Below are 16652 nucleotides of genomic sequence, written 5' to 3'. Positions count from 1 at the left end.
CTTGGTTACGCCGCAGGCGGAGCCGAGATCTTCACCGACGGCCGCTCCAGCATCTTCTGGTAGAAGGCGTCGAGCTTGGGATAGGCCTTGCGCCAGCCGCAATCGGCGAAGCGGAAATCGGCGTAGCCAAGCACGCAGACGAGGCCGATCTGCGCGATGTCGAAGGACGAACCGTCGAGCACGTCGGGCCGGTTCTCGAACCGCGCCATGCCGGCCCAGGCCCTGTTCCAGTGATCGTCGTGCCAGGCCTGCCAGAGCGAGCCCTGCGGCCGCACCATCTTCTCGTAGCGGCACAGCAGCATGGAATCGAGCATGCCGTTGAGCAGCGAGTGATCGGTTTTCAGCTGCCAGCGCCGCGGGCCGTAGCCCGGGATCAGCCGGCCGCCGCCGAGCTCGTTGAGATATTCGACGATGACGTAGGAATCGAGAATGACGTCGCCATGGTCGAGGATCAGCACCGGCAGTTTCTTCAGCGGCGAGATCCTGGAATATTCGTCATTGGCCGTGCCCGGCGCGACGGTGGCCGGAACGAACTCGATCTTGTCGATCAGGCCGAGCTCGATCGCCGCGATGCGCACCTTCCGGGCGAACGGGGAGGCGGGAGAGAAGGTGAGTTTCATGGTAATGACCTCTTTCCGAGTACACCGCCGTCATCCTGAGGAGCGCGCCATCGGCGCGCGTCTCGAAGGATGGGCAACCATCAATACTATCTCGTCACCCATCCGCTGGGATGACGGTGTGCTGGGCTCATCCTTCGAGACGCCGCTTCGCGGCTCCTCAGGATGACGGTCCCGTAAACTACGCCCCGACGATTTCCTGGCGCTGCTCGCCGAGGCCCTCGATGCCGAGCGTCACGACGTCGCCGACATTGAGATATTGCGGCGGCTTCATGCCGGTGCCGACGCCGGGCGGGGTGCCGGTCGTGACGATGTCGCCGGGCAGCAGGGTCATGAACTGTGAAACGTAGGAGATGCACTTCGCCATGGTGAAGATCATGGTCGAGGTCGAACCGGTCTGACGGCGCTGGCCGTTGACGTCGAGCCACATCGACAGCTTCTGCACGTCGGCGATTTCGTCCTTGGTGGCGAGCCACGGGCCGACCGGGCCGAACGTGTCGTGCGACTTGCCCTTGGTCCACTGTCCGAGGCGCTCGATCTGGAAGTTGCGCTCGGAGACGTCGTTGCAGATGCAGTAGCCCGCAACGTGATTCAGCGCGTCGGCTTCCGACACATACTTGGCTCGGGTGCCGATGATGGCGGCGATCTCGACTTCCCAGTCGAGCTTGGTCGAGCCGCGCGGCTTCTCGACCGCGTCATTCGGGCCGGACAGCGCCGTGTTGGCCTTGAGGAAGAAGATCGGCTCCGACGGGATCGGGTTGCCGGTTTCCTTTGCGTGATCGGAATAGTTCAGGCCGATCGCGACGAATTTGGAGATGCCGGTGACGGGGGCGCCGAAGCGCGGCTTGCCGGAGACGGCGGGCAGGGAGGCGGGATCGAGGGCAGCAAGCTTCTTCAGCGATTCCGGCGCGTAGGCGTCGCCGGTCAGGTCCTTCAGATGGGCCGAGAGGTCGCGGAGCTGGCCGGATTTATCGATCAGACCGGGCTTTTCCGCACCCTTTTCGCCATAACGAACAAGCTTCATGTTGATCACTCCCTACGATGTCTTGAGGATTGTTACTGGTATACCTCGACACGCTTCATGGAACAGCACGGGCGGAAATTCAACCGCCATGAGGGCGCTGCATTGCTGCCAAGCCTTATTTCAAGGCCGGTTCGGGCCGATCATCCCAGCGCGATGAACCTGAAGGCGTCGCCGTCGCGCCTGATGTGGCCGGCATTGAAATGCCCGCCGATCACCAGCGTCGGCGTGTCGGCAAAGCGCGAGAACAATTCGCGCCGCGTCGCGGCCGATTGCTTCTGGTCGGAGTCCGCGGTCGACGACCAGTCGAGGTGGTACATCTGGCAGGGATGATGCGCGACGTCGCCGGTCAGCAAGCCTTCCTCGCCGCCGGACTTGATGTGGATGCTCATGTGGCCCGGGCTGTGACCCGGCGTCGGGATCAGCGTGATCTCTTCGGTCAGCCGGTGATCGCTCGGCACCAGCTCGGCCATGCCGGCATCCGCGATCGGCTTCACCGAATCGGCGAACACGGCGGCATGGGCGGGATCGTCGCTGTGGTCGCGCCAGTGCTGGTATTCGGTCTTGCCGAACACGTAGCGCGCATTGGCGAAAGTCGGCACCCATTTGCCATCGACGAGTTTGGTGTTCCAGCCGACATGGTCGACATGCAGATGTGTGCACAGCACGGTGTCGATGCTCTCGGGGGCAAATCCGGCCGCGGTCAGCTTTTCCAGGAACGGATCGGAGCGGTTGTTCCAGGTCGGCACGTGGCGGCCCTGCTTGTCGTTGCCGAGCCCGGTGTCGACGATGATGCGGTGCTCCGGCGTTTCCACCAGCAGCGAATGGATCGACATCTTCAGCCGGCCGTCCTCATTGGCGAAATGCGGGATCAGCCAGGGCAGGCTCTGGATCTCTTCCCGGCCGGCCAGCGGCAGGATGAAGCGTGTGCTGCCGACGGTCTCGAGCTCGACGACCTTGGTGATCCTGACCTTGCCTACGGTCCAGTGCATGCGGCGTGCCCTCTGTTTTTTTGTTTCTCGCCGGACCATGCGGGTTTCCGCGCGCCGGCGCAATGGATCAAGTCGCCACCTCCTGCGTTACCGCCTCGTTGGACGAAGGAGTGCGCGAATGCCGGAACTCACAATCTCCCCTGAAAAAGTTGGCTTCTTGATCGAGAAGGCGCGGGAATTCGACGTCAAGGAGGGGATCGTCGATCCGGACTCCGGCTCGAACGGCGGCGATGACGAGATGATCGACGTGCTGGAGGATGATGGCAGCGATCCGGTGGCGCGCGAGATCACGGGCTTCATCGACGCGCTGAGCGAGGACGAGCAGGTCGATCTCGTCGCCCTGATGCGACTCGGCCGCGGCGACGGCACGATCGAGGAATGGGCCGATCTTCGCCGCGAGGCCGCGCGCGGGCGCAACGGCCGCACCGCGAGCTACTTGTTGGGCGAGCCGATGCTCGGCGATTTCCTTGCCGAAGGGCTCGACGAGTTCGGCCTCGCGCCCGGCGACGAGCGCACCACGCCGATCCAGTAAGGAGCAGCACTCTCTCCGCCGAAGCGGGGAGAGCAATATCATCGCGCGCAGTCGACGATCACGGTGCCCATCTTGTCGCCCTTCTCGACGGCGAGATGGGCGTCGGCGGTCTCGGCCAGCGCGAATTGTCCGGCGATGTTGTGCACGCGGGTGCCCGATGCCAGCCACTTCGTGATGTCGGCCTGTGCGGCCGCGAGCAGCTGCGGCGGCAGCGCGAACAGCACCAGCGAGCGCACCGTGATGCACTTCTCCATCAGTTCACGCACCGGCAGCGTGGGCGTGCGGTTGCCGTTGGTGGCGTAGACCGCGATCGTCGAGTTCGGCGCCATGATCTTCAGCGTGGTCGCGAGATTGCCGCCGAAATCGACGTCGATCACGCGGTCGACGCCGCGGTTTTCGGTGAACGCCATCACCTTGGCCATCACGTCCTCGGTCCGGTAGTTGACGACCGTGTCGGCGCCGGCGAGCCGCGCCTCGACGTCCTTGACCTGCGAGCTGACCGTCGCGATCACGCGCGCGCCGCCCCACTTCGCCAGTTGCACGGCATAGTGGCCGACCGCGCCGGCGCCTCCGGTGACCAGCACCGTCTGTCCCGCGATCGGACCGTCGGCAAACAGCGCGCACCACGCGGTCATGCAGGGGATGCCGAGTGTCGCGCCGGCCGCGAACGAGACATCCTGCGGCAGCGGCGTGACCAGATAGTCGGCGAGCGTGATGTATTCGGCCGCGGTGCCGAAGGCGCGGCCATTGCGCTGGCCGTTGAACAGCCAGGCGCGATCGCCGACGCCAAAGCGCGTCACGCCTTCACCGACCTGGTCGATGATCCCGGCACCATCGCTGTTCGGGATCACGCGCGGAAATTCCATCGCGCGATAATTGCCGCTGCGGCGGCCGACATCGGCTGGATTGACGCCGGAGGCCTCGAGCCGAACCCGGACCTCGCCGGGCCCGGCATCCGGCGTCGGCATCTCGCCGACGGTAAGCACCGTCGGCGCCGCGCCGGTTCTTTCGTACCAGACTGCTCTCATCTAGCGCCCCTTTCCGAAGTTCGTGAACTCGTCCAGCGACTTCTTGCGCGAACTTCGGAAAGCAAGAGGGCGCTAGAAGACTCATGAATCTCTAGTGCCGCTCGACCGATTTGAAGCTCCCAGTCGGTCTCGCCGCATACAGTGCAGGAGCTTCAAATCGGCGGCACTAGAGCGTGCCCGGGAAGGCGCCGCCATCGAGCAGGATGTTCTGCCCGGTGATGAAGCCGGCCTTGTCGCCGCACAGGAACGCGCAGGCATAGCCGAATTCATCGGGACGGCCGAAGCGGCCGGCCGGGTTCAGCTTGGCGCGCTCGGACAAGACCTGGTCGGCCGAGATGCCGCGCTTTTCAGCCTCTGGCTTGGCGGTGCCGCGGAGACGGTCGGTGTCGAACGGACCCGGCAGCAGGCCGTTGATGGTGACGTTGTTGATGACGGTCTTGCGCGACAGGCCGGCGACGAAGCCGGTGAGGCCGGCGCGGGCGCCGTTCGACAGGCCGAGAATCTCGATCGGCGCCTTCACCGCGGCCGAGGTGATGTTGACGATGCGGCCGAACTTGCGCGCCATCATGCCGTCGACGGTCGCCTTGATAAGCTCGATCGGCGTCAGCATGTTGGCGTCGATCGCCTTGATCCAGTCGTCGCGGGTCCAGTTGCGGAAATCGCCGGGCGGCGGGCCGCCGGCATTGTTGATCAGGATGTCCGGCTCGGGGCAGGCCTTGAGCACGGCTTCGCGGCCGGCCGGGGTCGTGATGTCGCCGACGATCTCGGTGACGGTGACGCCGGGATGCGCCTTTCGAATCTCGTCGGCGGTCTGCTTCAGCGCCTCGGCGCCGCGCGCCGTCAGGGTGACATGGACGCCTTCATTGGCGAGCGCGATCGCGCAGGCGCGGCCCAGTCCCTTGCTCGATGCGCAGACGATGGCGCGGCGGCCTTTGATTCCAAGATCCACGAGTTCACTCCCTGTGATGTCGGATCGCTTTTTAAAGGTTCGATGGCGCCAGTCTAGCCAAGCTCGGTGGCGCCGGTAAGGGACGTGCAATGCATAAGTGCATGCCCGGTCGGAACAGGCGGATGAGCACGATCGGCTAGATGCGCTGCTCGCGCCGCAACCGCTCGATCGCCATGGTGGCTTCGGGTGGCAGCGAGCGGAATCCGGCTTGTCCGGCCGCGGAGAACAACGGCCGCAATTGCGATCCGTTGAGGAATTGCGGCTGCCGGGCCAGCGGCACCAGCTGATCGAACACCAGCACCAGCGTGGTCACGACGAGGCCGACCCTGATCGCGCCGAGCAGCGCACCGCCGAGGCGGTCGCCGATCCCGATCTCCGAGCCGATGGTATCGTCGAGCATGGTCCGCGCCATCTTTCCGAGGATGACGCCGATCACGAGGAACAGGCCGAACAGCAGCACCCCGTTGGGTGGAAACGGCGACGACGGCAGCGTCGCGATGTGGGGCCCGATCATCGCCAGCGCGGCGACCGCCAGCGGCATCGCGACGAGGTAAGCCAGGATGGTGACCGCGCTGCGCAACAGGCCGGTCGTGAAGCCGGTCACGACCGCGAAAAGCAGCCCGACCGTCACGGCAACGTCGAAGAGGTTCATGGAAGGGAATTCCTGCCCCAATCTCCCTACGGTCCCCTGGTTGATCAAACTGGCTTACATCGGGGACAATTGTAGCTATCAATCGTCCGCTTCAATCCGGGAACCTGTCGATGTCCGACCTATTCGATGTCAGTAAAGAAATCATCCTCATCACCGGCGCCTCGCCGGGGCTCGGGCGGCAATTCGCTCGCGTGCTCGCGGCGCATGGCGCCGCGGTGGTGCTGGCGGCGCGCCAGACCGCGAAGCTGAAAAGCCTCGCGGAGGAGATCAGGGCCAAGGGCGGCCGCGCCGCCGCGGTGCAGATGGACGTCGCGGATATTTCCGGCATTGCGAAAGCGCTCGACGCGGCGGAAGCCGCGCTCGGTCCGGTCACGGTCCTGATCAACAATGCCGGCATCGCGATCGAGAAACTGTCGACCCAGCAGACCGAGGCGGATTGGGATGCCGTGATCAGCGCCAATCTGAAGGGCGCCTATTTCCTGTCGACCGAGCTTTCGCGGCGCATGATCCTGCGCAAGCAGCCGGGCAATATCGTGAATGTCGCATCGGTGCTCGGGCAGGGCGTGCTGAAGGCGGTTTCGCCCTATGCGATCTCCAAGGCCGGCATGATCCAGGGCACCAAGGCGATGGCGCTCGAACTCGCTGGCAACAACATCCGCGTCAACGCGCTGGCGCCGGGCTATATCGACACCGAGATGAACCATGATTTCTGGTCGACGCCGGCCGGTGAGCGGCTCGCGAAGCGGATTCCGCAGCGCCGGGTCGGCGCCGAATCCGATCTCGACGGCGCGATCATGCTGCTCGCCTCCAACGCCTCGCGCTACATGACCGGTACGGTGGTGACGGTCGACGGCGGGTTTCTGCTGAATTGATCCGAGCCTGTCATTGCCGGGCTTGACCCGGCAATCCATCCTGCTTCGTCAAACTCTTTGTCGAAGAACGATGGACGGGTCAAGCCCGCGCATGACGATCTCGCTCGGCGGCCGTCACCCCGCCCGCATCTCCGCCCTGATCATGTCGGCGGCCTTCTCGCCGATCATGATGGTCGGCGCGTTGGTGTTGCCGCCGATCAGGGTCGGCATGATCGAGGCGTCGACCACGCGCAGGCCTTCGAGCCCGTGCACGCGAAGGCTCGGATCGACCACCGCGAGTGGATCATTCGTGCCCATCTTGCAGGTGCCGACCGGGTGATAGACGGTGTCGGAACGCGCCCGCAGGATGCCGCGGATGTCATCGTCGGTGCGGACCTCTGATGTGAACATGTCCTTCCGCTGCAGCGCGCGCAGCGCCGGCGTGTCGAGCAGCCGCTTCGTCATCTTGAAGCCTGCGACCATGGTCTCGACGTCGCTGTCCTCGCCGAAGAAGTTCGGATCGATCGCGGGGGCTGCGAGCGGGTCCGCGCTGTTCAGCCACACGCTGCCGCGGCTTGCCGGGCGCAGCAGGCAGACATGGCAGGAGAAGCCGGTGCCCCAACGCGGCTTGCGGCCGTGGTCTTCCACCATGGCCATGCAGAAATGCAGCTGGATGTCGGGGACGTCGAGGTCAGGTCGCGTCTTCAGGAAGCCGCCGCATTCGGCGACGTTCGAGGTCATCGGGCCGCGCCGCTCGCGCCGGTATTGCCCGATCCCCTTGATGATCCGCCCGATGCCGCCCCACGACAGTCCGGAGAAATAAGGTGCGTCGGAGGCGAAGCCGAACACGAAATCCGGATGATCCTGCAGGTTCTGTCCGACACCCGGCAGATGATGCACGCCGGCGATACCGTGCTTGCCGAGCGCCGCGGCGTCGCCGATGCCCGACAGCATCATCAGTTGCGGCGACTGGAACGCACCGGCCGAGAGGATGACCTCGCGCCGTGCGCGCAGCACCTTCTTCTCCTTGCCCTGCATGTATTCGACCGCGACGGCGCGCTTGCCCTCGAAGATGATGCGGGTCGCGTGCGCCTGGGTCTCGATGCGCAAATTGGGCCGGCGGCCCATGTGGGGATGGATGTAGCCGCGCGCTGCGCTCCAGCGCTCGCCATTTTTCTGGGTCACCTGGTAGATGCCCAGTCCTTCCTGTTCGGCGCCGTTGAAATCGTCGCGGATCCGGAACTGCGCCTCGCGCGCGCCCTGCAGGAACATCTCCTTGACCGGATTGTCCGACTGCAGGCCCGTGACGTTGAGCGGCCCGCCCGTGCCGTGATATTCGCCGTCGAGCTCGGTGTTGTTCTCCGAACGCTTGAAGTAGGGCAGCACGTCGGCGTAGCTCCAGCCCGTATTGCCGAGCGAAGCCCAGTGGTCGTAGTCGGCGCGATGACCGCGGATATAGACCATGGCATTGATGGCCGAGGAGCCGCCGAGGCCCTTGCCGCGCGGCTGATAGCCGATGCGGCCGTTCAGGCCCTTCTGCGGCACCGTGTCGAACGCCCAGTTGTTGATCTTGCCCGAGAGCATGAGAATGATGGCGCCGGGCGTGGTCACCACCCAATTGTCGTTCTTGCCGCCGGCATCGAGCACCGCCACCGAGGTCGCCGGATCCTCCGACAGCCGCCCCGCCACCGCGCAGCCGCCCGAGCCGGCGCCGACCACCACGAAATCGAATGCGTCAGTCACGTCTGTTTCCCCCGTCTTTCATTGCTGTCCGTCATTGCGAGCCACCCGGTCGGCGCGGAGCGCCGCCGGATGACAGGCTCCGCGAAGCAATCCACCTTTCCACGGCGGAAGCGCGGAAGCATGGATTGCTTCGTCGCTTCGCTCCTCGCAATGACGGCTTGGATACTACGACAACATCCGCATCAGCTTCTCCAGCCGCGCGACCTTCGCGCCATAGGGCGGATAGAGATCGGCGAGCCGGTTGAAGCGCGAGCGGTAGAACACCGGCTTCAGCTTGGTCAGCGTCTTGAATCCCCATTCGCCGTGGTAGGCGCCGCTGCCGGAGGCGCCGACGCCGCCCATCGGCTGATAGGCCTGCGCGAAATGAAACAGGCAGTCATTGACGGTGACGCCGCCGGACACCGTGCGCGCCAGCACCGCATCGCGGGCTGCGTTGTCGGTGCCGAACCAGTACAGCGCCAGCGGACGGTCGCGCTGGTTGATGAAGGCGATCGCCTCCGTCGCGCTGCCTGTGCCCATGACCGGGAGCAGCGGCCCAAAAATCTCCTCCTGCATCACGGTCATGTCAGGCGTCGCATCGACGATGACGGTCGGCGGGAATTTGCGCCTCGCCTTCCACTCGGGATCATTGGGGGCCGCCGGCTGCATGATGGTTGCGCCCTTCGCGGCTGCGTCGGCGACCAAGGCTTCGAGCCGCGCGTAGTGTCGGTCCGAGACGATCGAGGTGTAGTCGGGATTGTTGGGATCGGTGCCGAACATCTGCTGCATGTGGCCCTGCAGCCGTAGCGCGAACGGCTGCACCGCGGCCTGCGCCACCAGCACGTAATCGGGTGCGATGCAGGTCTGGCCGGCATTGAGCAGCTTGCCATAGGCGATGCGCTGCGCGGCCTCGTCGATGTCGGCGGAACCGTCGACGATCACCGGCGACTTGCCGCCGAGTTCGAGCGTCACCGGCGTCAGATTGCGGCCACAGGCCTCGGCGACCAGCCGGCCGACGCGGGTCGAGCCCGTGAAGATCAGATGATCGAACGGCAGCGCGGCGAAGGCTCTTGCGATCTCGTCGTCGATCTCGGTGACCGCGAGTTCGGCGGCGTCGAACTTCTTTTCGATCGCTTCGGCCAGCAGTTCGGAGAAGCGCGGCACCAGTTCGCTCGGCTTGATGATGGCGCGGTTGCCGGCCGCGATCGCGGCGACCGCGGGCGCCAGTGTCAGCTGCAGCGGATAATTCCAGGGCGCGATGATGCCGACCACGCCGAGCGGTTGCGGAATCAGCCGGTTCTTGGCGGGCGCGAACTGCACCGTGGTCGGGACCTTTTGGGGCGCCATCCAGCCCTTGAGGTGCTTGGCGGCGTGCTTGATCTCACCCAGCACCAGCATGGTCTCGGCGATCGCCGTCTCGACGGTGGAGCGGTGACCGAAATCGGCCGAAATCGCCGCCCCGAAGCGCGCCTCGTTCTCGGTCAGCGCGGCGCGCAGGCGGCGCAGCCGGTCCAGCCGTGCCTGCAAGGTCGGCGCCGGCTCGCTGCGCGACAGCTCGAACTGGCGGTGAAAGGCCTCCTCAAGCGCATGCAGCCCCGGACACTTCAACGGCCGGTCCATGGCGTTTCCCCTCGGATGACGTTTCCTTGACGGATTTTGTTGGCGCCAAACTCCGCTTTTGCGCGCAATCTGGCAAGACCCGGTTCCCCGCGGACATTTTGTTGGGAAAACTGCGGATTTTGGCGTCACAAAATCCTCAAAAACCGGCATCCGGGGCTTTCCAAACGGGGCTCACGTTGATACATACCCCACGCGCCCGACGGCTTCGGCCCGGGTCGCCTTCTCAGGAAGCCCTCCGGACGGATCGATCGGCGCCGTTTCATGCGTTGGCCGGCAGTTCGGGCACCTTTTCTGCAAGGCACGCAACGGTTTAACGCGGGGTGGAGCAGCCCGGTAGCTCGTCAGGCTCATAACCTGAAGGTCATAGGTTCAAATCCTATCCCCGCAACCAATCCGGTAAAAAAGCCCCAGCGATCCGAATGGATCGCTGGGGCTTTTTGTTTGGGTTCAAATGAGGCTGGCAACACCAGCGAGATGGGCTCGCGGGTTCAAATCGCCCGCAACCAACCGATGACGAAGTGCCGCGCGTGTCCGCAGCGCGAGCACTCTCAACGGTTCGTCGCGTGTGGCGTGTTCCGAAGTCAATCTCGGATCGTGCCACTGCGTCCGTGACGATCGCCGCGGCATCAGAGATGCGATCCGTTTCGCCGGTAGCAGCGCAATGCGCCATGGGGCATCGACGACGTTCGAGGCTGCTCCGTCGTGAAGCCGGTAGTGAATCCCGGTCAGGCGTGCTTGTGCAGTTGCTGAATTCAGTTTGATTTGAATCAACCGAGACCGGGTCCATGCCTCGTTTATCGCGCGCGACCCCCGCGTAGCCGCACTCGTCTCGAATATCGCATTCGCGGTGATGTTACAGAGCGGCATAGCCCAATTGGGCTAGCAAGGGTGTCGCATGTGACCCTGATGGTTTGGCACAAGCTGCACTGGTCACGCTGTTTCGCCGTGATCTAGAGTGGCAATCATGGGGTACGGCAGCGACAAATTTAGGCGAGCGAGTGGCGGAGGCCAGCGAGCCGGCGCTCGCAATTGGCTGCGTCATTGGCTTGACGTGGTCGACGGCGATGTCGCCTTCAGGGTGATGGTCATGGCGGCCGGGATGCTGTCGACTGTGGCGTTCGCCTTTGGATTGCTGTCGTCCTGAGCGTCTTTCTCATCTGAAGGTGAGCAAGCTGGTGTCGGCGACGAGATCGGCGCCCGCGCCCGGGTGCTTCACCCGCGAAGCTTTGGCAATATGAGCGCCATTCAGCACGACACGGATACTTTCGGCGGCAACGAATGCGCTTCAAGGCAACCGCAAATTCGACCAGGCGTCGCGACCGTCCGGCGGCAAGATCAGGTGTCGGAGCCTGCGTCTCGATCTTCCTGTCCTGCTGTGCACAACAGGCGTTCGCGCTGCCGCTGACGCCCTTCCGTTATGAAGCTCAGGCCCAACGGCATTGTCCGGGCGATACCGTGGTCTGGCTCGATTTCCAGCGCGGACGCTATTATCTCAAAGGGCAGAGCCGCTATGCCAGGGGCTTCGAAGGCAGCTACGCGTGCAGGAGTGAAGCGCGCGAGAGCGGCTATCGGCGTTCGCTGCTCGGCCTCCGGTGACGTCACCGAAGGCTGACTCCGGTTCGCAACTGCCGGTCTACCACCCGTAATAGTAGCGTGGCCGCGCGTAGTAGCCGTAGCCTCCGCCGGGCGGGCAATAGTCATAGCCGTATCCGGACCCATAGCCATATCCGGCGCCGTAATACGGATACCCGCCATAGGCCGAACTCGCGATGGCGCCGCCAATGACCGCACCGGCTGCGGCGGCGCCCCAGCCTCGGTAACCCCATCCGCGATAACCCCAGCCGCCGTAGCCGCCTCTCCAACCGCGATAGCCCCAGCCGCCGCCGCGCCAGCCGCCCCACTGCACCTGAAGGGCGGTATTGTCGACTGCGCCCTTCATGGCAGTGATGTTGGTCGGCAGCGGGGCCGCCTGACCCGGACTAAAGCCGACCGCGCTCGCAAGCAGGGTCAAGGCGAGCAAGCTCTTGGTGTTCTTCATGACGTCCTCCGCAGTCGGGTGACACAGGCAGTCATGATCGAACGGCAGCCAGGTCGCGAGCGGCTTCCGGATCATGCGCGGCCAAGACTGTCAGCCGCGGCAAACCGAAGCTTGATTTGAATCAAAGTGCGGACGCGTCACGCTTGATCTGGATCAAGCGGTGCGTGACAGGGCGATGGCATCGCTTCCCACGCGCCTGCTGACGCTCGATCGAAAGCACGCTCTTGAAAACCCTTCGCCAACTCGTGGCCGGAGACGAATTCATCCAGCTCGCAATTCGCCTCGGATTGCTGGCACTGCTGATCTACTGGTCGTTCGTCCTGGTTCGCCCGTTCGTGCCGATCCTGGCGTGGAGCGTGGTGCTCGCGGTCGCGCTTTATCCCGTCTTTACCTGGCTCTCAAGGATGCTGGGCGGGCACGCAGGCATCGCCGCCACGGTGCTGACCTTGATCGCTCTTGGAATCGTCATCGGACCGGCGGCCTGGCTCGGGATTGGAGCGATCGATGGTCTGAGGGAGCTTGCCGGACAATTGAGCGCAGGGCACGTTATCGTGCCGTCGCCGATGCCGGAGGTCAAGGATTGGCCGCTGATCGGCGGCCCGCTCTATGATCTCTGGGATCGGGCGTCGACCAATCTGCGCGTCGTGCTGCGCGAGGTGGTGCCGCATCTGAAGCCGCTGGCTGGTCCCCTGTTTGCCTTTGCGGGCAATGCCGGTGTCGGAACGTTGGAATTTCTGCTGGCGGTCGTGCTGGCGGGCGTCCTGTTTCCCCATGGCGCGCAGCTTGCCGCGGGGTGCCGGAGCTTCCTGTCGCGCATCGTGCCGGAGCAGAGCGAGCATTTCCTCGATCTTGCAGGCGCGACCATTCGGGCGGTCTCCCGCGGCGTCATCGGCGTCGCCGTCCTGCAATCGCTGCTGGCCGGCATCGGCTTCAAGCTGGCGGGAATTCCGAGTGCGGGCCTATTGGCGTTTGTCGTGATGCTGCTGGCGATTGTGCAGATCGGGGCGGCGATCGTGCTCTTTCCCGTCATCATCTGGCTCTGGTCGGCCAAGGACGTCACGACCGCGCTCGCTTTGACGTTCTTCTTCCTGGTCGTCGGCGTCCTCGACAATGTGTTGAAGCCGCTGGTCATGGGGCGGGGCCTGACCACACCGTCGCTCGTCATCCTCGTCGGCGTGATCGGCGGGACGCTTGCCCACGGCATCGTGGGCCTGTTCATCGGCCCAATCATTCTCGCGGTCGCCTGGGAGTTGATCACGGCGTGGATCCGGGACGACCGCGCCCGGCTGGTGGGAGAACGATGATGTTGTTTCAGCTCCTCGTGGGATCGGCGGTCAGTGCAATCAATATCGTGCTGCATTCGCTGTGGACCGTCGCGGCAATCGGGCTGGTGCGCAACATCGCCTTGAGCGCGACCGGCCGGGCAGGGCTAAAGCTCAGCGGCGTGATGGTCGCAACAGCACTTGTGCTGATGCTGGCTCACACGTTGGAGATCATGGTCTGGACCCTGGCCTATTGGGTGCTCGGCGTAGCGCCCGACGGCAGCCATCTGCTCTATTTCGCCTTTGTGAACTACACCACGCTCGGCTACGGCGACATTGTCCCGGTCGAGCAGTGGCTGTTGATCGGACCGATGGCCGCCATGAACGGCATTCTCCTGTTCGGCTGGTCGACTGCGGTGCTGTTCGAAGTGCTGCAGAAGACCATCGAGCGCCAGGCGGCGCTCGCGAAATCCCCCTGATGTTGCGGTCAGTTGTCCAGCCTGGACAGCTGGTCGCGGTCAACCAGCATGATTTCGCGCTGGTTCGAGCCGAGGAAGTTGAGTGCCCCGTGGCCGTGCAGCTTGGACAGCGCACGCGATACTGTCTCGAGCGTCAGCCCGAGATAGTCGGCGATATCGCGCCGGCACATCGGCAAGGCGACGACACCGACCCCGGTCAGCCGGCGATCCATTTCGAGTAGGAACGCGGCGACCCGCTCCAGAGCGGTCTTGCGACCGAGCAGCAGCATATGATCTTCGGCGTGCTGCAGGTTGCTGGTGGTCATGATCAGCAGGTTGCGAGCCAGCTCGGAGTCGGAATGGGCCACCCGTTCGAGGCTGATCCGCTTGATCAGGCGCACGCTGGTGTCGACGACAGCTTCGGCTGTGAAGCGATGGCTTTCGGCATTCTCAAGCCCGAAAATGTCTCCGACGAGGTGAAAAGCGCCGATCTGGCGTCGTCCGTCGGAGAGGAGCTTGTAGCTGCGGACCGCACCCGAAACGACCTGGTAGACGTACTCCGCAGGCTCCTTCTCGCCGTAGATCTCGGTACCCTTCCTATAGTGGAATTCGCTGGTAATGAAGTTGGCGTGCTGGGCAGTCAGCCCACCGAGGATGCTCGGTGCATCGACCGGCCTGACGTTGACGCGAGCGAACATGGACTAACTCTCTCGGTAAACGACTCGTGCGGCGTCCGCAGCGGCTCGAAATGCTTGTCCGCGCGCAATGACTACGACAGCACCCGGTCCGGCTCTATTGGTCTTGAGGTCATTGTCCTAAAGGACAGGGTGCGCGAAATGCGGCAATTTGTTCGTAATTGGTATGCAAAGTCTCGGATTACTTTTCAATTTTCATGATGATGGTCGGGTGCTAGGTTTCAAACCCGTTGGTCTCCGGCTCCGAGCGCGATGGGCAGTGCAATTCGGCTCTCTGGACTGATCATCCTGTTGGCTGCTTTGTTGGCGCCGGCTGGTCTCTGGGCGCAACAGATGCGGCCACATTCCATGCTGGTGCTGGACCAGTCCGATCGACGTGGCCCCTTCTATTACCAGGTGTTCGTCGGGCTGAGGGATGCGGTGAGCGCCCACGGCCACGCGCCGACCACCGTCTACACGGAAAGCCTCGATCTCAATCGCTTCGGTGGAGAGGCCTATCAGGAGGATTTTCGGCGGTTTCTCGAGGCGAAATATCGCGATCGGCCGATCGGCGTGGTGGTCACCATTGGAGCGGCTGCGCTTGAACTTGCGCTTCGCTGGCGTCCGCAGCTGTGGCCCGATACGCCGATCGTGTTTGCACTGGTCGAAGAGGCCGATTTCAAGCGATTGCAGCCGCCTGCCTATGTCACCGGCGGCATCGTCAGCTCGAAGCTCAGGGATGCCGTTACCGCCGCTCGGGCCGTGGTGCCGGACCTCAAGACCGTGGTGCTGGTTGGCGCGGAATGGGACCGGCAGGTTCTGTTTCGTAACTGGAAGGACCAGGCAGCGGCCGGCATTCCGGGCCTCGACATTGTCGAGATCATCGGACGTCCGATGCCGGATATCGTTGGGCGGGTCGCAACGCTCCCCGAGCAGAGCGCGATCATTTACACGGGCCTCTATAGCGACGGTAAAGGCAACTACTATCCGCCCTCGGATGCCCTTGCATTTGTCGCGGCAAGAGCCAATCGTCCGATCGTCGTCGCCGCGGAGACTTTCCTCGGGGCGGGCGGCATAGGCGGATTCGTTATCGTCCCGCCGTTGATCGGTGCGGAGGCAGCAGGAAGAGCGCTGCGGATTCTGGATGGCGAGACGCCGGAAAGCCTGCCACCGTCAGTCATCGATGCGGTAAAGCCGATCTTCAACTGGCAGCAGATGCAGCATTGGAACGTCAGCGAAGCCAGCCTGCCAAAAGGCAGCGAAGTCCGCCTTCGTGAGCCGACCTTCCTGGAAAAATATCGGTGGCGGGCGGTCGCCATGGCTACGGCGCTATTGGTTCAAACCACGCTGATTGCGTTCCTGCTGCACGAGCGGTTCATGCGGCGGAAGGCCGAAGTCGAAGCCCGTAATCGCCTGTCTCAGCTCGCCCATATCAACCGGCAGGCGACCGCCGGAGAGCTCTCGTCCTCGATCGCCCATGAGCTCAACCAGCCTCTTGGTTCGATCCTGACCAATGCTGAGACGGCGGAGCTGATCCTCGCTTCGCCGACGCCCGACCTTCAGGAGGTGCGGGAAATCATTTCCGACATCAAGCGCGATGATCTCCGTGCAAGCGAGGTCATCCGCAGGATGCGCAGCTTGCTGAAACGTGCACCATTCGAGCAGAAGGAGATCGACCTCAACCAGACCATGCGGGAAGCGTTCGATTTTCTCAAGCTGCAGGCCTCGGCGCGCAACGTTGCAATCTATCTGCAAACCTCGCCGCAGACCCTGCGGGTGAGAGGTGATCCGGTGCAGTTGCAGCAGGTCATTCTCAACCTTGTCGTCAATAGCATGGACGCAATGGCCAAAATGCCCTACGGGCGCACGATCATCGGCCGTACCGAAGTCAACGGGGACGCGTCGGCGGTGATTTCCATCTGCGATTCCGGTCCCGGGATTCCCCAGGACAGGCTGAACGACATTTTCGATCCGTTCTTCACCACGAAGGAGCAGGGTATGGGCATTGGCCTGTCCATCGCACGGACGATCGTTCTGGCGCATAGCGGCCAGCTTTGGGCCGAGAACCAGTCCAGAGGAGGAGCGGTATTCCACCTCTCGCTGCCACTGGCAGCGTAGCCCATTCGGGCTCTTGTTTGCCGAGACGCAATGTTCGATTTAAGACGAACGCAGTATTTTCAGATCGCCGCTGATGATCATTCTACCGACAGCGGCGAGCTGCCGACGGTGGAGCGAT

General features: G+C 63.8%; 16 protein-coding genes and 1 tRNA gene. 7 read left to right on the top strand and 10 right to left on the bottom strand.

Annotation, left to right across the window (positions count from 1 at the left end; all coding sequences use genetic code 11):
* Window positions 1-5: 5 nt before the first annotated feature.
* The 3 genes from ACVILL_RS07570 to ACVILL_RS07560 form a co-directional block, all read right to left on the bottom strand.
* The gene (locus tag ACVILL_RS07570) at window positions 6-620 is read right to left on the bottom strand and encodes a glutathione S-transferase family protein (protein WP_456728502.1); all 615 of its coding nucleotides are present in this window, start codon (window positions 618-620) and stop codon (window positions 6-8) included.
* 178 nt (window positions 621-798) lie between these two features.
* A complete protein-coding gene (locus tag ACVILL_RS07565) occupies window positions 799-1641 on the bottom strand; it encodes a fumarylacetoacetate hydrolase family protein (protein ID WP_456728501.1) in 843 nt (280 codons plus the stop codon).
* A 140-nt stretch (window positions 1642-1781) separates the two neighbouring features.
* Window positions 1782-2630, bottom strand: a complete 849-nt coding sequence (locus ACVILL_RS07560) for an MBL fold metallo-hydrolase (RefSeq protein WP_456728500.1) — start codon at window positions 2628-2630, stop codon at window positions 1782-1784.
* 118 nt (window positions 2631-2748) lie between these two features.
* Here ACVILL_RS07560 and ACVILL_RS07555 point away from each other — a divergent pair, with 118 nt between their 5' ends.
* Entirely contained in the window at window positions 2749-3162 is a 414-nt protein-coding gene (locus ACVILL_RS07555) for a DUF3775 domain-containing protein (RefSeq protein ID WP_456728499.1), read from the top strand.
* A gap of 38 nt (window positions 3163-3200) precedes the next feature.
* Here the strand turns inward: ACVILL_RS07555 and ACVILL_RS07550 are convergent, their stop codons facing one another.
* The 3 genes from ACVILL_RS07550 to ACVILL_RS07540 all read right to left on the bottom strand — a co-directional run bounded on the left by ACVILL_RS07550 (window position 3201) and on the right by ACVILL_RS07540 (window position 5791).
* A complete protein-coding gene (locus ACVILL_RS07550; protein ID WP_456728498.1) occupies window positions 3201-4190 on the bottom strand; it encodes an NADPH:quinone reductase in 990 nt (329 codons plus the stop codon).
* 166 nt (window positions 4191-4356) lie between these two features.
* Window positions 4357-5139, bottom strand: a complete 783-nt coding sequence (locus tag ACVILL_RS07545) for an SDR family oxidoreductase (RefSeq protein WP_456728497.1) — start codon at window positions 5137-5139, stop codon at window positions 4357-4359.
* A 136-nt stretch (window positions 5140-5275) separates the two neighbouring features.
* Entirely contained in the window at window positions 5276-5791 is a 516-nt protein-coding gene (locus tag ACVILL_RS07540) for a CvpA family protein (protein WP_456728496.1), read from the bottom strand.
* 110 nt (window positions 5792-5901) lie between these two features.
* On the opposite strand from ACVILL_RS07540, the gene ACVILL_RS07535 reads away from it, so the two are divergent.
* Complete coding sequence (locus ACVILL_RS07535) at window positions 5902-6663, top strand: SDR family NAD(P)-dependent oxidoreductase (RefSeq protein ID WP_456728495.1); 762 nt, start codon at window positions 5902-5904, stop codon at window positions 6661-6663.
* Window positions 6664-6777: 114 nt separating this feature from the next.
* On the opposite strand, the gene ACVILL_RS07530 is transcribed toward ACVILL_RS07535, so the two are convergent.
* Both ACVILL_RS07530 and ACVILL_RS07525 read right to left on the bottom strand, forming a co-directional pair.
* On the bottom strand, window positions 6778-8385 hold the full coding sequence (locus tag ACVILL_RS07530) for a GMC family oxidoreductase (protein WP_456728494.1): 1608 nt from the start codon (window positions 8383-8385) through the stop codon (window positions 6778-6780).
* Window positions 8386-8550: 165 nt separating this feature from the next.
* Entirely contained in the window at window positions 8551-9984 is a 1434-nt protein-coding gene (locus ACVILL_RS07525; protein WP_456728493.1) for an aldehyde dehydrogenase family protein, read from the bottom strand.
* A gap of 314 nt (window positions 9985-10298) precedes the next feature.
* Between ACVILL_RS07525 and ACVILL_RS07520 the strand changes: the two genes are divergently transcribed.
* Window positions 10299-10375, top strand: a tRNA-Met gene (locus ACVILL_RS07520).
* Between the two features lie 887 nt (window positions 10376-11262).
* Window positions 11263-11580, top strand: a complete 318-nt coding sequence (locus ACVILL_RS07515) for a hypothetical protein (RefSeq protein ID WP_456728492.1) — start codon at window positions 11263-11265, stop codon at window positions 11578-11580.
* A 37-nt stretch (window positions 11581-11617) separates the two neighbouring features.
* Here the strand turns inward: ACVILL_RS07515 and ACVILL_RS07510 are convergent, their stop codons facing one another.
* The gene (locus tag ACVILL_RS07510; protein ID WP_456728491.1) at window positions 11618-12022 is read right to left on the bottom strand and encodes a hypothetical protein; all 405 of its coding nucleotides are present in this window, start codon (window positions 12020-12022) and stop codon (window positions 11618-11620) included.
* 224 nt (window positions 12023-12246) lie between these two features.
* On the opposite strand from ACVILL_RS07510, the gene ACVILL_RS07505 reads away from it, so the two are divergent.
* The gene (locus tag ACVILL_RS07505) at window positions 12247-13326 is read left to right on the top strand and encodes an AI-2E family transporter (protein WP_456728490.1); all 1080 of its coding nucleotides are present in this window, start codon (window positions 12247-12249) and stop codon (window positions 13324-13326) included.
* Window positions 13326-13763: a potassium channel family protein gene (locus tag ACVILL_RS07500; RefSeq protein ID WP_456728489.1), complete on the top strand. Its 438-nt coding sequence runs from the start codon at window positions 13326-13328 to the stop codon at window positions 13761-13763. Before ACVILL_RS07505 ends, ACVILL_RS07500 begins: the two co-directional genes overlap by 1 nt.
* Before the next feature lie 8 nt (window positions 13764-13771).
* Here ACVILL_RS07500 and ACVILL_RS07495 read toward each other — a convergent pair whose 3' ends face one another.
* Window positions 13772-14440, bottom strand: coding sequence for a helix-turn-helix domain-containing protein (locus ACVILL_RS07495; RefSeq protein WP_456728488.1), 669 nt, complete (start codon window positions 14438-14440; stop codon window positions 13772-13774).
* Between the two features lie 249 nt (window positions 14441-14689).
* On the opposite strand from ACVILL_RS07495, the gene ACVILL_RS07490 reads away from it, so the two are divergent.
* Window positions 14690-16534: a sensor histidine kinase gene (locus ACVILL_RS07490; RefSeq protein ID WP_456728487.1), complete on the top strand. Its 1845-nt coding sequence runs from the start codon at window positions 14690-14692 to the stop codon at window positions 16532-16534.
* Window positions 16535-16652: the final 118 nt, after the last annotated feature.

It is taken from the genome of Bradyrhizobium sp. USDA 3364 (assembly GCF_054056355.1).
This window is presented reverse-complemented; position numbering and strand designations above follow the sequence as displayed.

What these genes read in the sequence shown, in the direction of transcription:
- ACVILL_RS07500 (WP_456728489.1), top strand. Translation starts at nt 13,326, where the DNA reads ATGTTGTTTCAGCTCCTCGTGGGATCGGCGGTCAGTGCAATCAATATC.
- ACVILL_RS07560 (WP_456728500.1), bottom strand. Translation starts at nt 2,630, where the DNA reads ATGCACTGGACCGTAGGCAAGGTCAGGATCACCAAGGTCGTCGAGCTC.
- ACVILL_RS07540 (WP_456728496.1), bottom strand. Translation starts at nt 5,791, where the DNA reads ATGAACCTCTTCGACGTTGCCGTGACGGTCGGGCTGCTTTTCGCGGTC.
- ACVILL_RS07550 (WP_456728498.1), bottom strand. Translation starts at nt 4,190, where the DNA reads ATGAGAGCAGTCTGGTACGAAAGAACCGGCGCGGCGCCGACGGTGCTT.
- ACVILL_RS07515 (WP_456728492.1), top strand. Translation starts at nt 11,263, where the DNA reads ATGCGCTTCAAGGCAACCGCAAATTCGACCAGGCGTCGCGACCGTCCG.
- ACVILL_RS07510 (WP_456728491.1), bottom strand. Translation starts at nt 12,022, where the DNA reads ATGAAGAACACCAAGAGCTTGCTCGCCTTGACCCTGCTTGCGAGCGCG.
- ACVILL_RS07570 (WP_456728502.1), bottom strand. Translation starts at nt 620, where the DNA reads ATGAAACTCACCTTCTCTCCCGCCTCCCCGTTCGCCCGGAAGGTGCGC.
- ACVILL_RS07565 (WP_456728501.1), bottom strand. Translation starts at nt 1,641, where the DNA reads ATGAAGCTTGTTCGTTATGGCGAAAAGGGTGCGGAAAAGCCCGGTCTG.
- ACVILL_RS07525 (WP_456728493.1), bottom strand. Translation starts at nt 9,984, where the DNA reads ATGGACCGGCCGTTGAAGTGTCCGGGGCTGCATGCGCTTGAGGAGGCC.
- ACVILL_RS07495 (WP_456728488.1), bottom strand. Translation starts at nt 14,440, where the DNA reads ATGTTCGCTCGCGTCAACGTCAGGCCGGTCGATGCACCGAGCATCCTC.
- ACVILL_RS07535 (WP_456728495.1), top strand. Translation starts at nt 5,902, where the DNA reads ATGTCCGACCTATTCGATGTCAGTAAAGAAATCATCCTCATCACCGGC.
- ACVILL_RS07555 (WP_456728499.1), top strand. Translation starts at nt 2,749, where the DNA reads ATGCCGGAACTCACAATCTCCCCTGAAAAAGTTGGCTTCTTGATCGAG.
- ACVILL_RS07490 (WP_456728487.1), top strand. Translation starts at nt 14,690, where the DNA reads ATGGGCAGTGCAATTCGGCTCTCTGGACTGATCATCCTGTTGGCTGCT.